Origin of the sequence: Escherichia sp. KCJ4928, assembly GCF_004352695.1 — a bacterium.
Lineage (GTDB): Bacteria > Pseudomonadota > Gammaproteobacteria > Enterobacterales > Enterobacteriaceae > ECMA0423.
On the sequence record NZ_SJWV01000003.1, the window covers coordinates 31,683 to 48,718 of the forward strand.

The window sequence follows — 17,036 nt, forward strand, 5'->3', positions numbered from 1 at the left end:
GTATCGTCAGTTCAGGGTAAAATAGATTTCTGTTAACCACCTGGTCAGGACGCCGTATGCATTGCCCATTCTGTTTCGCCGTGGACACTAAGGTAATTGACTCTCGTCTCGTGGGCGAGGGTTCATCCGTACGCCGCCGTCGGCAGTGTCTGGTGTGTAATGAACGTTTCACCACCTTTGAAGTGGCGGAGCTGGTTATGCCGCGTGTTGTAAAAAGCAACGACGTGCGTGAACCGTTTAATGAAGAGAAATTGCGTAGCGGAATGCTGCGGGCGCTGGAAAAACGTCCGGTGAGTTCCGATGACGTCGAAATGGCAATCAATCATATTAAATCGCAGCTGCGCGCCACCGGTGAGCGCGAAGTACCGAGCAAGATGATTGGCAATCTGGTGATGGAGCAATTGAAAAAGCTCGATAAAGTCGCCTATATCCGTTTTGCCTCTGTCTACCGCAGTTTCGAAGATATCAAAGAATTTGGCGAAGAGATCGCGCGCCTGGAGGACTAAGCCGTGCAGGACGAGTATTACATGGCGCGGGCGCTAAAGCTGGCGCAACGAGGACGTTTTACCACGCATCCCAACCCGAATGTCGGGTGCGTCATTGTCAAAGATGGCGAAATTGTCGGTGAAGGTTACCACCAACGTGCGGGTGAACCACATGCCGAAGTACACGCGTTGCGTATGGCGGGTGAAAAAGCCAAAGGTGCGACCGCCTATGTCACACTCGAACCCTGTAGCCATCATGGTCGTACGCCACCGTGCTGTGACGCACTCATCGCCGCTGGCGTAGCGCGCGTGGTTGCCTCGATGCAAGATCCTAACCCGCAGGTCGCTGGGCGTGGACTTTACCGTCTGCAACAGGCTGGCATTGACGTCAGCCACGGGCTGATGATGAGTGAAGCCGAGCAATTGAATAAAGGCTTTCTCAAGCGGATGCGCACCGGCTTTCCTTATATTCAGTTAAAACTTGGCGCATCGCTTGATGGCCGCACGGCGATGGCGAGCGGCGAAAGCCAGTGGATCACTTCGCCTCAGGCGCGGCGCGACGTACAACGACAGCGCGCACAAAGTCATGCCATTTTAACCAGCAGCGCCACGGTGCTGGCGGATGATCCAGCCTTAACAGTGCGTTGGTCTGAACTGGATGAACAAACTCAGGCGCTCTACCCGCAACAAAATCTCCGCCAGCCAGTACGTATTGTGATTGATAGCCAAAATCGCGTGACGCCGGAACATCGCATTGTGCAGCAGCCCGGCGAAACCTGGTTCGCGCGTACGCAGGAAGATTCTAGTGAGTGGCCGGAAACGGTGCGTACCTTGCTGATTCCAGAGCATAAAGGTCATCTGGATCTGGTTGTACTGATGATGCAACTGGGTAAACAGCAAATTAACAGCATCTGGGTGGAAGCGGGGCCAACGCTCGCTGGCGCATTGCTGCAGGCGGGTTTAGTCGATGAGCTGATTGTCTATATCGCACCTAAACTATTAGGCAGCGACGCCCGCGGATTATGCACGCTGCCAGGGCTTGAGAAATTAGCCGACGCCCCCCAATTTAAATTCAAAGAGATACGTCATGTAGGCCCGGATGTTTGCCTGCATTTAGTGGGTGCATGATCTCCCGGCTCGAAAGGGAAGCAGCGCACGAAATATTATGCTAAAATCCGCCCCCCTGCGGGGCCATACTCGAACCCGAAGGAAGAAAATGAACATTATTGAAGCTAACGTTGCTACCCCGGACGCTCGCGTCGCCATCACCATCGCGCGTTTCAACAACTTTATCAATGACAGCCTGCTGGAAGGTGCAATTGACGCACTGAAACGTATCGGTCAGGTAAAAGATGAAAACATTACCGTTGTTTGGGTGCCTGGTGCCTATGAGCTGCCGCTGGCGGCGGGTGCACTGGCTAAAACCGGTAAATACGACGCGGTGATTGCGCTGGGTACGGTTATTCGTGGTGGCACTGCCCACTTTGAATATGTCGCTGGTGGTGCAAGCAACGGCCTGGCGCATGTTGCCCAGGACAGCGAAATTCCGGTTGCTTTTGGGGTTCTGACCACTGAAAGCATTGAACAAGCGATCGAACGTGCTGGCACCAAAGCTGGCAACAAAGGTGCAGAAGCTGCACTGACCGCGCTTGAAATGATTAATGTATTGAAAGCCATCAAGGCCTGAAATTAGTAAGGGGAAATCCGTGAAACCTGCTGCTCGTCGCCGCGCTCGTGAGTGTGCCGTCCAGGCGCTCTACTCCTGGCAGTTGTCCCAGAACGACATCGCTGATGTTGAATACCAGTTCCTGGCTGAACAGGATGTAAAAGACGTTGACGTCCTGTACTTCCGTGAGCTGCTGGCCGGGGTGGCGACTAACACCGCATACCTCGACGGACTGATGAAGCCATACCTGTCCCGCCTGCTGGAAGAACTGGGACAGGTAGAAAAAGCAGTACTGCGCATTGCGCTGTACGAGCTGTCTAAACGTAGCGATGTGCCATACAAAGTGGCCATTAACGAAGCGATCGAACTGGCGAAATCGTTCGGCGCAGAAGACAGCCATAAGTTCGTCAACGGCGTACTCGATAAAGCAGCACCTGTGATTCGCCCTAACAAAAAGTGATATCCAGGCCGGTAGATTCACGGAAGACCGTTCCGCGATCGCCGGCCTTTTCTTTTTTACCTGCTGAGGCATAACGTATGGCATGTGGCGAGTTCTCCCTGATTGCCCGTTATTTTGACCGTGTAAGAAGTTCTCGTCTTGATGTCGAACTGGGCATCGGCGACGATTGCGCACTTCTCAATATCCCCGAGAAACAGACCCTGGCGATCAGCACTGATACGCTGGTGGCGGGTAACCATTTCCTCCCTGATATCGATCCTGCTGATCTGGCTTATAAAGCACTGGCGGTGAACCTAAGCGATCTGGCAGCGATGGGGGCCGATCCGGCCTGGCTGACGCTGGCATTAACCTTACCGGACGTAGACGAAGCGTGGCTTGAGTCCTTCAGCGACAGTTTGTTTGATCTTCTCAATTATTACGATATGCAACTCATTGGCGGCGATACCACGCGTGGGCCATTATCAATGACGTTGGGTATCCACGGCTTTGTTCCGATGGGACGAGCCTTAACGCGCTCTGGGGCGAAACCGGGTGACTGGATCTATGTGACCGGTACACCGGGCGATAGCGCCGCCGGGCTGGCGATTTTGCAAAACCGTTTGCAGGTTGCCGATGCTAAAGATGCTGACTACTTGATCAAACGTCATCTCCGTCCATCGCCGCGTATTTTACAGGGGCAGGCACTGCGCGATCTGGCAAATTCAGCTATCGATCTCTCTGACGGTCTGATTTCCGATCTCGGGCATATCGTGAAAGCCAGCGACTGCGGCGCACGTATTGACCTGGCATTGCTGCCGTTTTCTGATGCGCTTTCTCGCCATGTTGAACCGGAACAGGCGCTGCGCTGGGCGCTCTCTGGCGGTGAAGATTACGAGTTGTGTTTCACGGTGCCGGAACTGAACCGTGGAGCGCTGGATGTGGCTCTCGGACACCTGGGCGTACCGTTTACCTGTATCGGGCAAATGACCGCCGATATCGAAGGGCTTTGTTTTATTCGTGACGGCGAACCTGTTACGTTAGACTGGAAAGGATATGACCATTTTGCCACGCCATAAAGATGTCGCGAAAAGTCGCCTGAAGATGAGTAATCCGTGGCATCTACTTGCTGTCGGATTCGGAAGTGGATTAAGCCCGATCGTTCCTGGGACGATGGGCTCGCTGGCAGCGATTCCGTTCTGGTATCTGATGACCTTTTTGCCCTGGCAGCTCTACTCGCTGGTGGTGATGCTGGGGATCTGTATCGGCGTCTATCTTTGTCATCAAACGGCGAAAGATATGGGCGTGCACGATCACGGCAGCATTGTCTGGGACGAATTTATTGGTATGTGGATCACGCTCATGGCGCTGCCGACCAATGACTGGCAGTGGGTTGCCGCCGGGTTTGTGATTTTCCGTATTCTGGATATGTGGAAACCGTGGCCGATCCGCTGGTTTGATCGCAATGTGCATGGCGGCATGGGGATCATGATAGATGATATTGTCGCCGGGGTGATCTCCGCTGGCATCCTGTACTTTATTGGTCATCACTGGCCGCTGGGCATTCTGTCGTAGTTGTGCACCGATGCCTGATGTGACGCTTGTTGCGTCTCATCAGGCCTGGACTCTTATTTAAATCCTACTACCGGATGCGGTTTATACGGCGTTTCCAGTTCGGCAATCTGTTCCGGCTTCAAAGTGATATCCACCGCGTTCAGCAGCTCATCAAGCTGTTCTTCCCGCGATGTACCGATAATCGGTGCGGCAATGCCCGGTTTACTCAACAACCAGGCCAGCGCAACTTGTGCTCGTGTTGCACCGAGTTCTTCACTGACGCCCGTTAACCGCTCTGCGATCTGCGCGTCATTTTCATCGCTTTCTTTATAGAGATTTTTCCCCACCTCATCAGACACCAGTCGTGCGGTAGTTTCTCCCCACGGACGCGTCAGACGGCCCCTCGCCAACGGGCTCCATGGAATCACCGCCACGCCCTCCTGATAACACAGAGGCAGCATCTCGCGCTCTTCTTCGCGATAAATCAGATTGTAGTGATCCTGCATACTGACAAACTGCGCCCAGCCGTGCTGTTTTTGGAGTTCCAGTGCCTGAGCAAACTGCGAAGCGTGCATTGATGACGCGCCGATATAACGCGCTTTCCCGGCTTTTACCACGTCGTTGAGGGCTTCCAGCGTCTCTTCGATCGGCGTGTTGTAATCCCAGCGATGAATTTGCAGGATATCGACATAATCCATGCCGAGACGGCGCAGGCTGTCGTCGATAGAGCGCAAAATTTGTGCACGGGATAATCCTTCCGGTAAATCACCAACGCGATGGAACACTTTGGTGGCAACGACCACGTCTTCACGACGGGCGAAATCCCGCAGTGCGCGACCAACGATCTCTTCGCTGCTGCCATCGGAATAGCTATTGGCGGTATCAAAGAAATTTATGCCGCCTTCCAGCGCGCGTTTAATGATGGGACGGCTACTCTCTTCCGGCAGTGTCCATGCGTGATTACCACGATCTGGCTCGCCAAAGGTCATACAGCCGAGGCAAAGTCGGGAAACGCGAAGGTCGGTTTTTCCTAAGGGGTTGTATTGCATGCTGCCACTCCTGCCATACTCGTCATACTTCAAGTTGCATGCGCTGCGGCTGCATTCGTTCACCCCAGTCACTTACTTATGTAAGCTCCTGGGGCTTCACTCGTTTGCCGCCTTCCTGCAACTCGAATTATTTAGAGTCTATGAATAATTTGTTAAGCATAGCAGGAGTGGAGTAGGGATTATGCCAGCCAGGCCTTGATTTTGGCTTCCATACCGGCGGCATCGAGGCCGAGTTCGGCGCGCATTTCTTCCTGAGTTCCTTGCGGAATAAAGAAGTCCGGCAGACCAATGTTCAGCACGGGTACTGGTTTACGATGGGCCATCAGCACTTCGTTCACTCCGCTACCTGCGCCGCCCATAATGGCGTTTTCTTCTACGGTGACCAGCGCTTCATGGCTGGCGGCCATTTCCAGAATTAACGCTTCATCAAGCGGTTTCACAAAACGCATATCGACCAGCGTGGCGTTCAGCGATTCAGCGACTTTCGCCGCGTCTGGCATCAGCGTACCAAAGTTAAGGATCGCCAGTTTCTCGCCACGACGCTTCACAATGCCTTTGCCAATTGGCAGTTTTTCCAGCGGCGTCAGCTCCACGCCTACCGCGTTGCCACGCGGGTAGCGCACCGCTGACGGGCCATCGTTATAGTGATAGCCGGTATAGAGCATCTGGCGACATTCGTTTTCATCGCTCGGGGTCATAATGACCATTTCCGGTATGCAGCGCAGGTAAGAGAGATCAAAAGCACCCTGATGGGTTTGACCGTCAGCACCAACAATGCCCGCGCGGTCGATGGCGAACAGGACCGGGAGTTTTTGAATTGCCACGTCATGCAGCACCTGATCATAGGCGCGTTGCAGGAAGGTGGAGTAGATCGCGACAATGGGTTTGTATCCACCAATGGCCAGTCCCGCAGCAAAGGTCACTGCGTGTTGCTCGGCAATCGCTACATCAAAATAGCGATCCGGGAATTTACGAGAAAACTCGACCATACCGGAACCTTCACGCATCGCCGGAGTAATCGCCATCAGCTTGTTGTCTTTCGCTGCCGTTTCGCACAACCAGTCGCCAAAGATTTTTGAATAGCTCGGCAAACCGCCGCTACTTTTCGGCAAACAACCGCTGGAGGGATCAAATTTAGGCACGGCGTGGAAAGTGATTGGGTCTTTTTCTGCCGGTTCATAACCACGACCTTTTTTGGTCATGATATGCAGGAACTGCGGGCCTTTCAGGTCACGCATGTTCTTCAGCGTGGTGATAAGCCCCAGCACATCGTGACCGTCAACCGGGCCGATGTAGTTAAAGCCCAGCTCTTCAAACAACGTGCCAGGGACTACCATGCCTTTAATATGTTCTTCGGTACGTTTGAGTAGCTCTTTAATGGGTGGCACGCCAGAGAAAACTTTTTTCCCGCCTTCGCGCAGTGAAGAGTAAAGCTTACCGGAAAGCAGCTGCGCCAGATGGTTGTTGAGCGCGCCGACATTTTCGGAAATCGACATTTCGTTGTCGTTGAGGACCACCAGCATATCAGGACGGATATCGCCCGCGTGATTCATCGCTTCAAACGCCATGCCTGCGGTAATCGCGCCATCGCCGATTACACAGACGGTACGGCGATTTTTGCCTTCTTTCTCGGCAGCAACCGCAATACCAATTCCGGCACTGATGGAGGTTGATGAATGCCCGACGCTTAATACGTCATATTCGCTTTCGCCGCGCCACGGGAACGGGTGCAGGCCGCCTTTCTGACGGATGGTGCCGATTTTGTCGCGGCGTCCGGTCAAAATTTTATGCGGATAAGCCTGATGCCCCACATCCCAAATCAATTGGTCAAACGGGGTGTTGTAGACATAGTGCAGCGCCACGGTCAGTTCGACCGTGCCCAGCCCGGAGGCGAAGTGCCCGCTGGAACGGCTCACGCTGTCGAGTAAATAGCGGCGCAGTTCGTCGCAGAGTTTCGGTAAACTCTCTTTCGGCAACAGTCGTAACTCCTGGGTGGAGTCGACCAGTGCCAGGGTCGGGTATTTGGCAATATCAAAACTCATCAGGGGCCTATTAATACTTATTGTTTATTTATTACGCTGGATGATGTAGTCCGCTAGCGCTTCCAGTGCCGAGGTATCGAGTGATTGTTCAGCCAGTTGTTTCAGCGACTGGCGGGCATCGTCGATCAGATCCCGGGCTTTCTTCCGGGCTTGCTCAAGACCCAGAAGTGCAGGGTAGGTACTTTTACCAAGTTGCTGGTCGGCACCCTGGCGTTTTCCCAACGTTGCAGTATCTCCTACCACATCCAGGATGTCATCCTGAACCTGGAAGGCAAGGCCGATGCTCTCTGCGTACTTGTCGAGTACTGGCAGAGCACGACGCCCTTTATCTCCGGCGCTTAATGCACCAAGGCGAACGGCGGCGCGAATCAATGCGCCGGTTTTATGACGATGAATACGCTCAAGCGCGTCCAGAGGTACGTGTTTGCCTTCCGCGTCTAAATCTAATGCCTGACCACCGCACATTCCGGCAATACCGCTGGCGCTCGCCAGTTCAGAAATCATCGAAATTCTGTCGCGATCCGACACTTCCGGCATATTGGCATCGCTTAGAATCGAGAACGCCAGCGTTTGTAAAGCGTCGCCAGCGAGAATCGCGTTTGCTTCGCCAAACTTCACATGGCAGGTCGGCAAACCGCGACGCAGATCGTCATCATCCATCGCCGGTAAATCATCATGAATTAATGAGTAAGCGTGGATACACTCTACGGCGGCAGCGGGTGCGTCCAGCGTGTTTGTGCTAACGCCAAACATATGACCGGTGGCATAAACCAGGAAGGGTCGCAGACGCTTACCACCTAATAATGCGCCATACTGCATGGTTTCGACCACGGGAGTGTTCTGAAAGGGCAGTGGGGCGATAAAACGGCTCAGCGCCTGGTTGGCCTGCTTAACGCAGGCTTCGAGTTGCTGCGGAAAGTCCATTACTCATTGTCCGGTGTAAAAGGGGTTAGAGAGGCGTCTTCATTGTCAGACAGCAGAATTTGTACGCGCTGTTCGGCTTGTTGTAATTTGGCCTGCCCCTGACGTGCCAGCTGCACGCCGCGTTCGAACTCGTTCAGCGCCTCTTCCAGCGGCAGGTCGCCACTTTCCAGACGGGTTACAATCTGTTCCAGCTCGCTCAGCGCCTTTTCAAAGCTGGCGGGAGCCTCATTTTTCTTCGGCATAATGAATGTCTGACTCTCAATATTTTTCGCCCCGTCATGGTAACGGACTCAGGGCAAATAGCAAATAACGCGCAATGGTAAGGTGATGTGCGCAGCAAAGCGATGTTAGTGGTATACTTCCGCGCCTGGATGCAGCCGCAGGTGTGGGCTGCTGTATTTTTCCCTATACAAGTCGCTTAAGGCTTGCCAACGAACCATTGCCGCCATGAAGTTTATCATTAAATTGTTCCCGGAAATCACCATCAAAAGCCAATCTGTGCGCTTGCGCTTTATAAAAATCCTTACCGGGAACATTCGTAACGTTTTAAAGCACTATGATGAGACGCTCGCTGTCGTCCGCCACTGGGATAACATCGAAGTTCGCGCAAAAGATGAAAACCAGCGTCTGGCTATTCGCGACGCCCTGACCCGTATTCCGGGTATCCACCATATTCTCGAAGTCGAAGACGTGCCGTTTACCGACATGCACGATATTTTTGAGAAAGCGTTGGTTCAGTATCGCGATCAGCTGGAAGGCAAAACCTTCTGCGTACGCGTGAAGCGCCGTGGCAAACATGATTTTAGCTCGATTGATGTGGAACGTTACGTCGGCGGCGGTTTAAATCAGCATATTGAGTCCGCGCGCGTGAAGCTGACCAATCCGGAAGTGACTGTCCATCTGGAAGTGGAAGACGATCGTCTCCTGCTGATTAAAGGCCGCTACGAAGGTATTGGCGGTTTCCCGATCGGCACCCAGGAAGATGTGCTGTCGCTCATTTCCGGTGGTTTCGACTCCGGTGTTTCCAGTTATATGTTGATGCGTCGCGGCTGCCGCGTGCATTACTGTTTCTTTAACCTTGGCGGCGCGGCGCATGAAATTGGCGTGCGTCAGGTGGCGCATTATCTGTGGAACCGTTTTGGCAGCTCCCACCGCGTGCGTTTTGTCGCTATTAATTTCGAACCGGTCGTCGGGGAAATTCTCGAGAAAATCGACGACGGTCAGATGGGCGTTATCCTCAAACGTATGATGGTGCGTGCCGCGTCTAAAGTGGCTGAACGTTACGGCGTACAGGCGCTGGTCACCGGCGAAGCGCTCGGCCAGGTGTCCAGTCAGACGCTGACCAACCTGCGCCTGATTGATAACGTCTCCGATACGCTGATCCTGCGTCCGCTGATTTCTTACGACAAAGAGCACATCATCAACCTGGCTCGCCAGATTGGCACCGAAGACTTTGCTCGCACGATGCCGGAATATTGCGGTGTTATCTCCAAAAGCCCGACGGTGAAAGCGGTTAAGTCGAAGATTGAAGCGGAAGAAGAGAAATTCGACTTCAGCATTCTCGATAAAGTGGTTGAAGAAGCGAATAACGTTGATATCCGCGAAATCGCCCAGCAGACCGAGCAGGAAGTGGTGGAAGTGGAAACCGTCAATGGCTTCGGCCCGAACGACGTGATCCTCGATATCCGTTCTATCGATGAACAGGAAGATAAGCCACTGAAAGTCGAAGGGATTGATGTAGTTTCTCTGCCGTTCTATAAACTGAGCACCAAGTTTGGCGATCTCGACCAGAACAGAACCTGGCTACTGTGGTGTGAGCGCGGGGTGATGAGCCGTCTGCAGGCGCTCTATCTGCGCGAGCAGGGCTTTAACAATGTGAAGGTATATCGCCCGTAATTTGTGGTTGTAACGTCGCATCTGGTCAGATGCGACGCTTACCGCATCCGACACTACTCGTAATAATTATAAATCCCTGCCGCCATCACCAGTTGTGATGCCACTTCATGGGCTTTCTCGCGCCCAACCAGCAGGTCGATAATTTTCAGACCAAAGTCGATAGCTGTCCCCGGCCCCTGGCTGGTCAGCAATTTTACCCGTGCATCCCAGACGACGCGCTTGTCCTGCCATTGTTCAGCGGGAATTTTGTCTTTCAGCGTCGGGAAGCCGGTCATATTACCAATCGGGAAGATATCGTGCGGCACCAGCACGGTGGCTGGCGCGGCGCAAATAGCCGCGACGATACGCCCGGAACGGTGGAACTGTTTAACGGTTTCAACCAGCAGGGTACTATCGCGAAAACACTCTGCGCCTTTAATGCCACCAGGCAGTACGATCACGTCATATTCGCCATCAGCCACCTCGACCAGCGGCGCATCCGCCAGCAGCTTCACGCCGCGCGAGCAGGTAATGGCCAGGTTGCCATCGCTGGCGACGCTGGCAGTGGTGACTTTGATACCGCCGCGAACCAGCAGATCGATAGTGGTGACGGCTTCAGTCTCTTCACTACCAGGGGCGAGGCAAACCAGTGCCGATGCGCTCATATTCACTCTCCTTTCTTTTTACCATTTCAAACAGGCGGGTGTTTTCCGGTACGGCAATCCCATGCGCGCGGGCGCGGCGTAAGAGAAAACCATTGATATAGTCGATTTCGGTGTGGCGCAGCGCGCGGATATCCTGCAACATCGACGAGATATTTTCCGCTGTGGCATCAATCACCTGCATCACGTAATCACGCAAATCTTCTGCTGAAGTATGATGCCCTTCGCGCTCGATCACTGCCGCGACTTCTTCGCATATCTGCATAATTTCTTGCGGATGATGACGTAATTCACCATTCGGGCAATTCCAGATGGCGGTCAGTGGATTAATCACACAGTTGACGGCCAGCTTGCGCCACAGCTCGGCGCGAATATTGTTATGCCAGGCAACGTCAGGCAACACGGTTTGCAAAATATCCGCCAGATAACTGTAATCGCCATCCTGTTGCCGTGCCGGACCAATATGCGTGATTCCGTTTGCCACATGAATAATGACATTGCCGTCGCGGCGGGCGGCATGGGTGGTGGTGCCCATCAGTAATGGCTGCTGAATGTTTTGCAACTCTTCGATGGTGCCCATGCCGTTGTGAATTAACAGTATTGGCGTGGTTACAGGCAGTGTGGACGCGAGGCTTTTGACGGCATCGTAAACCTGCCATGCTTTCAGCGTCACCAGGAGCAGATCGCTGGTGGCAAGAAAATCGGGATCGTTGGCGGTCAGCGATTCGTTAAATATCGAACCATCTGTCTCAACCAGATTCACGCTACAATAAGGTTGCGGTACGCGCAGCCAGCCCTGAACTTCATGACCCTGTTTGCAAAGTGCTGTAAGCCATAATTGCCCTAAGGCACCGCATCCCAATACGGTAATTTTCATTGTTCCTCCTCACCCGCAACCACTCCGGGTGTTCAATAAGGCTATCCCTTAATTGTGCATGCTGTTGCGACTATGCACAATTAAGGGATACGTCCTGGTGCAGGACTGTCGGTTATTTAACTTTGCGGGTATTATGCTTCGCATCAAAAATGAAGGGAGAGGAAAAGATGCCATCTTTCGATATTGTCTCTGAAGTTGATCTTCAGGAAGCACGTAACGCGGTCGATAACGCGAGCCGCGAAGTGGAGTCCCGTTTTGACTTCCGTAACGTTGAAGCCTCATTTGAGCTGAACGACGCCAGCAAAACCATCAAAGTGTTGAGCGAGTCCGATTTCCAGGTCAATCAGTTGCTGGATATTCTGCGTGCCAAGCTGCTGAAGCGCGGCATTGAAGGCAGTTCGCTGGATGTACCGGAGAATATCGTTCATAGCGGTAAAACCTGGTTTGTGGAAGCGAAACTGAAACAGGGCATTGAGAGCGCGACCCAGAAGAAAATCGTCAAGATGATCAAAGACAGCAAACTGAAAGTGCAGGCGCAAATTCAGGGCGATGAAATCCGCGTAACGGGCAAATCTCGTGATGATTTGCAGGCTGTCATGGCGATGGTACGTGGTGGCGATCTCGGTCAGCCGTTCCAGTTCAAAAACTTCCGCGATTAATCGCGACTATGTGCGTTTTGTTCATGTCAGATGCGGCATGAACGCCTGATTCGGCCTACAAAGGTTTGTAATTCAGAAACTTTGTAGGCCTGATAAGCGTAGCGCAGCAGGCAATTCGCCGCGTTTTTTATGCCTGACGAATTGCCTGTTCTATCTCAAAGCGATTCGTCACTTTGCTGTCGATTTTCACATAAGCTGAATGTTCTTCTTCTGCAATCAACACTTCTTTGATGCCTTCAGTTTCCAGCAAACGCACTTTTAACGCTTCGTTTGCGGCAATGTCCGCCGGGATTTCAATGCGCAAACTGCTGACATACGGCGGTTCTTTCATGGTACTGGCGACTGCCAGCCACACTGCGGCCAGCATTGCGCCAGCGAGAAATACCCCCTGACCGTCAAACATGCCGTCAATCCAGCCGCCCAGCGAACCGCCAATCGCCACGCCAAGAAACTGGCTGGTGGAGTAGACACCCATCGCCGTACCTTTGTAACCTGCTGGCGACTCTTTACTGATAAGTGAGGGCAGAAGGGCTTCCATCAAATTAAACGCCACAAAGAAAAGCTGCACGCCGACCACCAGTTGCCAGAACTGCGTTTGTGCGTTCCACAACACAATTTCCGCAACCACGATCAACCCGACGCAGAAGACAAAGACTTGCTTCATTTTGCGCTTAACTTCAGCGTAGATAATGAAAGGCACGACCGAGCCAAAGGCGATTAACATCGTCGCCAGATAGACCTTCCAGTGTTCAGCCGCCGGGAACCCCGCATCAGCTAGCTGTCCGGGCAGGGCAACAAACGTAGACATCAGAAGCATGTGCAGACACATAATGCCAAAGTTGAGTTTTAGCAGCCGCGGTTCCGCCAGCACTTTACTGAAACTGCCTTTCACCATTCCGGACTCACGATTAAGTACGTGAGTGCTACTGTTGGGCACAACCCAAATGGTCAACGCAATGCCGGTTGTTGCCAGAATAGCGATCATCCAGAACAGCGCGTGCAGCCCAAGTTTGTGAGTGATGATCGGGCCAAGCACCATCGCAATGGCAAAGGTAATGCCAAAGCTCACGCCGATAAACGCCATCGCTTTGGTGCGGTTTTGTTCGCGCGTGAGATCGGAAAGCAGCGCCATAACGGCGGCGGCAATTGCTCCAGAGCCTTGTAGCGCCCGGCCCAGAATAATTCCCCAGATGGAGTCGGAAAGCGCAGCGATAACGCTACCGGCGGCAAACACCGCCAGCCCACCGACAATTAATGGTTTGCGACCAATGCGGTCGGAAAGCAGGCCAAACGGAATCTGAAAAACGGCCTGAGTCAGACCATAAATACCAATGGCAATACCGATTAATGCTTCGCTGGCACCTTGCAGAGCCATGCCGTACGTGGTCAGAACCGGCAGAACCATAAACATGCCCAGCATGCGCAACGAGAATACGGTCCCTAAACCCCAGGTCGCGCGCCTCTCACCTGGCGTCATTTTATAATCGTTCATTACCACCCCTTAAAAAAATGCCCACATAGTGTAGTGCGGAGCGCATGTTGGGTAAACAGAGTGTTAATGAGAAAATATTACAGAGGAGAGTAATTTGTGTGTCAGGTATGTTTTTTTGCATTCATAAAATGAATGCTCTATATGTTGAAAAAATGAATTTTAAAACTAAATAGTTTTACATCAAAAAAGTAATAATATCATTTCTTGATTGCTATGTGCATTTTTTATCTTACGAATATGCTAGTTTTATCTCACTAAATAAACGATTTGGTGACATGGATGATAATGTTTCAGGCTAAATGTGTGCTTATTACTTGGACCTTTATGGCACTGTATTTATTCATTAAATGGATATTTGGTGGTTAATTATTATGGAAATATATGACAGTGAGGACATAAAGGTATACATGTTAACTAAAAGAATATTATTTTCTGTAATGCTGATAGTTTCACCAAGCGTGGTGGCCAGCGAGAAAGCGCATGAATTGTATGACAGCATATATGGTGGTAAACCTGCTCCCGATGTTATAAATACACTGCATAAAATGGCTGAATCGGGAGATATCGACGCGCAGAGCCTGTTAGGCTGGGAATATTATCAGCCTCGTTATGATACCAAACCTGATGTTCAGGAAGCGATTAAATGGTTCGAGTTAGCGGCTAAACAAGGTGACAGAGAAGCTCCGTTAGCGCTGGGGGGTATCTACTACGACGGTGAGCAGGTGCGGGTGGATTATGCCAAAGCGTATGCACTATTTAATCAGGCCGCGCAGCACGGTGTGAATTTAGCATGGTCCAGGTTGGGCATTATGTACGCCAATGGTCAGTATGTTGAGGTAGATTGTAAGAAAGCGAAGGAATATCTTGATAAAGGTGTCCACATTTATGGTGGCCCAGAAGACTTTCTGGCTACTTGTCGAAAAGACATGATTGACAGAAAAACGGTTGACAATACGTTACCCGTGATTACGGTTACCCGTTCTGGGATGCGAGATAATTTTTTAGATAAAGGTTTTTCCTGCATGGATAGCCTCTTCGCCACCACCAATAAATTAGGCGAAGTGGCCAATCTTCGCGTGACATTCAGCATTCGTCGCCCATCCGGTAAGGAGATTAACCAAACGGTTGGCTTCGCGCCTTTCGGTTTAAACCGGCTGAATATTAGCTTTACTGATTACCTATTTGGTTCATTTACCAGTAATTCGTCTCTTATTCTTTATAAACCGGAATTTGAGCGAAAATCTTGTGCAACTGTAAGGACCACAATCGTTGCCGCAACGGCAACCATTAACGGCAAGGATGTGGAGTTGCTGAAAGCGGGGGCAATTGAACAAAAGTGGTAACGCTGCTCAGCCCCCGGCTGAGGCAAAACTTGCCCTGGCGGGTGGCGATAATAATCTAAGCCGCGAGAATATGCTGAATCGCCAAAAACATAGGTACAGCACCAAAAGCATTTGGTGTCGCTGAAAGCTGAACAAAGCCGAGACGAGCATAAAAATTAATGGCGGCAGGGTCAGCATCAAGATAAACCCCTTTAATTGGTAATGCCTGGTGAATTATTTTTACATGTTCAAAAAAATCACATAGTAGGTCCTGACCAAAGCCCCGCTTTTGATACTTCCGTGCTACCCCCAACATGACTAATCTGACAACACCAATTTCTGAAGGTTGTGAACCCTGAAGGACGCCAGAAACGCGTTGTTTTTCCAGCGAATATGCCGTAAAAGTACAGATGCCGATCAGTTCACCACTTTGTCTGTCAATAAGTGCTTTAGCCGCACAGTCGCTATTACGCACACTTTTCTTTAGCGATGCGCGTACAAATTTATCGATAACAGGGTTACCGCAATCAAACTGTTTTTGCCCAGGATAAGTAATATCAGACTGATAATTACAGGAGAGGACTATGGGCAGAGTAATCTCTTCATGCTTGTCGACCATCGCTGTTTTTCCTTTTCATTAACGCCTTGAGGGCGAGCGTCGGTTGAGCAGGTTCAGCGATGAGTTGGTTCATCAGTTCCCAGCTTTGATTCGAAAGCTCACGGCGACGTTGGTTATCAAGCACACTTTCGGCGCGTTCCATAGCAGCGCTCAAAATAAAAGCGCTTAAATCTACCCCAACGGCTTGCGCAGCTTCACGAAGTTTGTTTTTGGCGTCGGGACTAGTTTTGAGTTCGACCCGCGCATTTTTCAGCGTTTTATCGACATCGGGTAGAGTGGCTGTTTTTCCAGGCATTATGACCTCTTTGATTAACTGAATGAAATCGTAGGGAGTCGATCTCATACATAATACGGCTATCAACCGTATGATTAATTTATGTTCATCTGCTCACTCTGTCAAGACATACGGTTATTAGCCGTATCTCTGATCTCAGACAATAAAAAAGGTGCCGTAGCACCTTTTTAATAGAGAGGTTTTGTTACCACACAGCAGCCAGCAGCGTATGCGAGTCCGGTACCATAAAATCAACGGACATCATCACCGAGAGGGCAGTGATGGCGATGATAGAGAAGCCGAACAGCTTGCGCGCCCAGATTCTGTCATCAGCAACTTTATAACCGCGCAGAGCCATACCTAACCACCAGACGCTAACCGCCGCGGCGACCACCAGATATTTATATCCAGCGTAACCGCCAAGAGAGAGCATCAGCGTGGCAACGGCAAAGGCGATGATATACAGCGTGATGTGATTCTTCGCCACCGAAATGCCTTTTACCACTGGCAATACCGGAATGTTTGCCGCCTGGTAATCCTTAAAGCGGAAAATGGCGATGGCATAGGAGTGAGGCATCTGCCACAGGCTGAAGATAGCCAGCAGGATCGCTGCGCCGCTATCGAACTCGCCGGTTACTGCACAGTAGCCAATCACCGGCGGCGCAGCGCCGGAGAGCGAACCAATCAATGTGCCGTAGACTGAGTGGCGTTTCATGTACAGGCTATAGACGCCGACATAAACCACAAAGCCCATCACCCCCAGCCAGCAGGCCAGCGGATTCGCGCCAAACCACAGCAGCATAAAGCCAGCAATACCCAGCAAGGTGGCGTACACCAGCGAGACAGCAGGAGAGATCAGGCCTTTAACCAGCACCCGATTCTTCGTCCTTTCCATCTTTCTGTCGATATCCCTGTCGATGTAGTTGTTAAACACACAACCCGACGCCACAACCAGTGACACCCCAACCAGCGTGTAGATAAACAGGGGATAATCAATGCTGCCCTTTGAGGCCAGCAGGAATCCCCCAATCACCGAGATCAGGTTGCCAAAGATGATGCCTGGTTTCGTTACTTGCAGGTATTGCTTAAACATCATAACC

General features: G+C 51.6%; 19 protein-coding genes. 9 read left to right on the forward strand and 10 right to left on the reverse strand.

Annotated features, from left to right (window positions below):
• Positions 1-56: 56 nt before the first annotated feature.
• The 6 genes from nrdR (at position 57) to pgpA (ending at position 4,162) form a co-directional block, all read left to right on the forward strand.
• Positions 57-506 carry a transcriptional regulator NrdR gene (gene nrdR, locus E0D98_RS01040; protein WP_000543535.1) on the forward strand — a complete coding sequence of 150 codons (450 nt, stop codon included), beginning with the start codon at positions 57-59 and terminating at the stop codon, positions 504-506.
• Between the two features lie 3 nt (positions 507-509).
• Positions 510-1,613: a bifunctional diaminohydroxyphosphoribosylaminopyrimidine deaminase/5-amino-6-(5-phosphoribosylamino)uracil reductase RibD gene (gene ribD / locus E0D98_RS01045; protein ID WP_001150472.1), complete on the forward strand. Its 1,104-nt coding sequence runs from the start codon at positions 510-512 to the stop codon at positions 1,611-1,613.
• An 88-nt stretch (positions 1,614-1,701) separates the two neighbouring features.
• Positions 1,702-2,172: a 6,7-dimethyl-8-ribityllumazine synthase gene (gene ribE / locus E0D98_RS01050; RefSeq protein ID WP_001021161.1), complete on the forward strand. Its 471-nt coding sequence runs from the start codon at positions 1,702-1,704 to the stop codon at positions 2,170-2,172.
• 19 nt (positions 2,173-2,191) lie between these two features.
• On the forward strand, positions 2,192-2,611 hold the full coding sequence (nusB, locus tag E0D98_RS01055; RefSeq protein ID WP_000801125.1) for a transcription antitermination factor NusB: 420 nt from the start codon (positions 2,192-2,194) through the stop codon (positions 2,609-2,611).
• Between the two features lie 77 nt (positions 2,612-2,688).
• Complete coding sequence (gene thiL / locus E0D98_RS01060) at positions 2,689-3,666, forward strand: thiamine-phosphate kinase (RefSeq protein WP_000742109.1); 978 nt, start codon at positions 2,689-2,691, stop codon at positions 3,664-3,666.
• Positions 3,644-4,162: a phosphatidylglycerophosphatase A gene (gene pgpA / locus E0D98_RS01065; RefSeq protein ID WP_000154044.1), complete on the forward strand. Its 519-nt coding sequence runs from the start codon at positions 3,644-3,646 to the stop codon at positions 4,160-4,162. The genes thiL and pgpA overlap by 23 nt, the downstream gene beginning before the upstream one ends.
• A 53-nt stretch (positions 4,163-4,215) precedes the next feature.
• On the opposite strand, the gene yajO is transcribed toward pgpA, so the two are convergent.
• The 4 genes from yajO to xseB all read right to left on the reverse strand — a co-directional run bounded on the left by yajO (position 4,216) and on the right by xseB (position 8,398).
• A complete protein-coding gene (gene yajO / locus E0D98_RS01070; RefSeq protein WP_001199800.1) occupies positions 4,216-5,190 on the reverse strand; it encodes a 1-deoxyxylulose-5-phosphate synthase YajO in 975 nt (324 codons plus the stop codon).
• A gap of 179 nt (positions 5,191-5,369) precedes the next feature.
• Positions 5,370-7,232, reverse strand: coding sequence for a 1-deoxy-D-xylulose-5-phosphate synthase (gene dxs / locus E0D98_RS01075; RefSeq protein ID WP_000006806.1), 1,863 nt, complete (start codon positions 7,230-7,232; stop codon positions 5,370-5,372).
• A 24-nt stretch (positions 7,233-7,256) separates the two neighbouring features.
• Positions 7,257-8,156 carry a (2E,6E)-farnesyl diphosphate synthase gene (gene ispA, locus E0D98_RS01080; protein ID WP_000347235.1) on the reverse strand — a complete coding sequence of 300 codons (900 nt, stop codon included), beginning with the start codon at positions 8,154-8,156 and terminating at the stop codon, positions 7,257-7,259.
• Entirely contained in the window at positions 8,156-8,398 is a 243-nt protein-coding gene (gene xseB, locus E0D98_RS01085; RefSeq protein WP_001124935.1) for an exodeoxyribonuclease VII small subunit, read from the reverse strand. The genes ispA and xseB overlap by 1 nt, the downstream gene beginning before the upstream one ends.
• A 205-nt stretch (positions 8,399-8,603) precedes the next feature.
• Between xseB and thiI the strand changes: the two genes are divergently transcribed.
• Entirely contained in the window at positions 8,604-10,052 is a 1,449-nt protein-coding gene (thiI, locus tag E0D98_RS01090) for a tRNA uracil 4-sulfurtransferase ThiI (protein ID WP_000668685.1), read from the forward strand.
• A gap of 53 nt (positions 10,053-10,105) precedes the next feature.
• Here the strand turns inward: thiI and yajL are convergent, their stop codons facing one another.
• Positions 10,106-10,696 carry a protein deglycase YajL gene (gene yajL, locus E0D98_RS01095; protein ID WP_001276309.1) on the reverse strand — a complete coding sequence of 197 codons (591 nt, stop codon included), beginning with the start codon at positions 10,694-10,696 and terminating at the stop codon, positions 10,106-10,108.
• Positions 10,659-11,570 carry a 2-dehydropantoate 2-reductase gene (panE, locus tag E0D98_RS01100; RefSeq protein ID WP_000705874.1) on the reverse strand — a complete coding sequence of 304 codons (912 nt, stop codon included), beginning with the start codon at positions 11,568-11,570 and terminating at the stop codon, positions 10,659-10,661. Before panE ends, yajL begins: the two co-directional genes overlap by 38 nt.
• Before the next feature lie 167 nt (positions 11,571-11,737).
• Between panE and yajQ the strand changes: the two genes are divergently transcribed.
• Complete coding sequence (gene yajQ / locus E0D98_RS01105; RefSeq protein ID WP_001138904.1) at positions 11,738-12,229, forward strand: nucleotide binding protein YajQ; 492 nt, start codon at positions 11,738-11,740, stop codon at positions 12,227-12,229.
• Between the two features lie 127 nt (positions 12,230-12,356).
• On the opposite strand, the gene E0D98_RS01110 is transcribed toward yajQ, so the two are convergent.
• The gene (locus E0D98_RS01110) at positions 12,357-13,721 is read right to left on the reverse strand and encodes an MFS transporter (protein ID WP_001000974.1); all 1,365 of its coding nucleotides are present in this window, start codon (positions 13,719-13,721) and stop codon (positions 12,357-12,359) included.
• A 407-nt stretch (positions 13,722-14,128) separates the two neighbouring features.
• Here E0D98_RS01110 and E0D98_RS01115 point away from each other — a divergent pair, with 407 nt between their 5' ends.
• Positions 14,129-15,064, forward strand: a complete 936-nt coding sequence (locus tag E0D98_RS01115; protein WP_001377877.1) for a tetratricopeptide repeat protein — start codon at positions 14,129-14,131, stop codon at positions 15,062-15,064.
• A 55-nt stretch (positions 15,065-15,119) separates the two neighbouring features.
• On the opposite strand, the gene E0D98_RS01120 is transcribed toward E0D98_RS01115, so the two are convergent.
• From E0D98_RS01120 to cyoE, 3 genes are all read right to left on the reverse strand, one after another.
• Positions 15,120-15,662 (reverse strand): GNAT family N-acetyltransferase, encoded by a 543-nt coding sequence (locus E0D98_RS01120; protein ID WP_000227784.1) that lies wholly within the window; start codon positions 15,660-15,662, stop codon positions 15,120-15,122.
• Positions 15,646-15,957 carry a DUF1778 domain-containing protein gene (locus E0D98_RS01125; protein WP_001297137.1) on the reverse strand — a complete coding sequence of 104 codons (312 nt, stop codon included), beginning with the start codon at positions 15,955-15,957 and terminating at the stop codon, positions 15,646-15,648. The genes E0D98_RS01120 and E0D98_RS01125 overlap by 17 nt, the downstream gene beginning before the upstream one ends.
• Positions 15,958-16,141: 184 nt before the next feature.
• Entirely contained in the window at positions 16,142-17,032 is an 891-nt protein-coding gene (cyoE, locus tag E0D98_RS01130; protein WP_000971336.1) for a heme o synthase, read from the reverse strand.
• Between the last annotated feature and the right edge of the window lie 4 nt (positions 17,033-17,036).

Bases quoted from the DNA above. Each gene is read 5' to 3' on its own strand.
- dxs (WP_000006806.1), bottom strand. From the start codon at position 7,232: ATGAGTTTTGATATTGCCAAATACCCGACCCTGGCACTGGTCGACTCC.
- thiI (WP_000668685.1), top strand. From the start codon at position 8,604: ATGAAGTTTATCATTAAATTGTTCCCGGAAATCACCATCAAAAGCCAA.
- yajL (WP_001276309.1), bottom strand. From the start codon at position 10,696: ATGAGCGCATCGGCACTGGTTTGCCTCGCCCCTGGTAGTGAAGAGACT.
- xseB (WP_001124935.1), bottom strand. From the start codon at position 8,398: ATGCCGAAGAAAAATGAGGCTCCCGCCAGCTTTGAAAAGGCGCTGAGC.
- E0D98_RS01120 (WP_000227784.1), bottom strand. From the start codon at position 15,662: ATGGTCGACAAGCATGAAGAGATTACTCTGCCCATAGTCCTCTCCTGT.
- E0D98_RS01110 (WP_001000974.1), bottom strand. From the start codon at position 13,721: ATGAACGATTATAAAATGACGCCAGGTGAGAGGCGCGCGACCTGGGGT.
- E0D98_RS01115 (WP_001377877.1), top strand. From the start codon at position 14,129: ATGTTAACTAAAAGAATATTATTTTCTGTAATGCTGATAGTTTCACCA.
- panE (WP_000705874.1), bottom strand. From the start codon at position 11,570: ATGAAAATTACCGTATTGGGATGCGGTGCCTTAGGGCAATTATGGCTT.
- yajO (WP_001199800.1), bottom strand. From the start codon at position 5,190: ATGCAATACAACCCCTTAGGAAAAACCGACCTTCGCGTTTCCCGACTT.
- nrdR (WP_000543535.1), top strand. From the start codon at position 57: ATGCATTGCCCATTCTGTTTCGCCGTGGACACTAAGGTAATTGACTCT.
- cyoE (WP_000971336.1), bottom strand. From the start codon at position 17,032: ATGATGTTTAAGCAATACCTGCAAGTAACGAAACCAGGCATCATCTTT.
- ispA (WP_000347235.1), bottom strand. From the start codon at position 8,156: ATGGACTTTCCGCAGCAACTCGAAGCCTGCGTTAAGCAGGCCAACCAG.
- E0D98_RS01125 (WP_001297137.1), bottom strand. From the start codon at position 15,957: ATGCCTGGAAAAACAGCCACTCTACCCGATGTCGATAAAACGCTGAAA.
- yajQ (WP_001138904.1), top strand. From the start codon at position 11,738: ATGCCATCTTTCGATATTGTCTCTGAAGTTGATCTTCAGGAAGCACGT.
- thiL (WP_000742109.1), top strand. From the start codon at position 2,689: ATGGCATGTGGCGAGTTCTCCCTGATTGCCCGTTATTTTGACCGTGTA.
- pgpA (WP_000154044.1), top strand. From the start codon at position 3,644: ATGACCATTTTGCCACGCCATAAAGATGTCGCGAAAAGTCGCCTGAAG.
- ribE (WP_001021161.1), top strand. From the start codon at position 1,702: ATGAACATTATTGAAGCTAACGTTGCTACCCCGGACGCTCGCGTCGCC.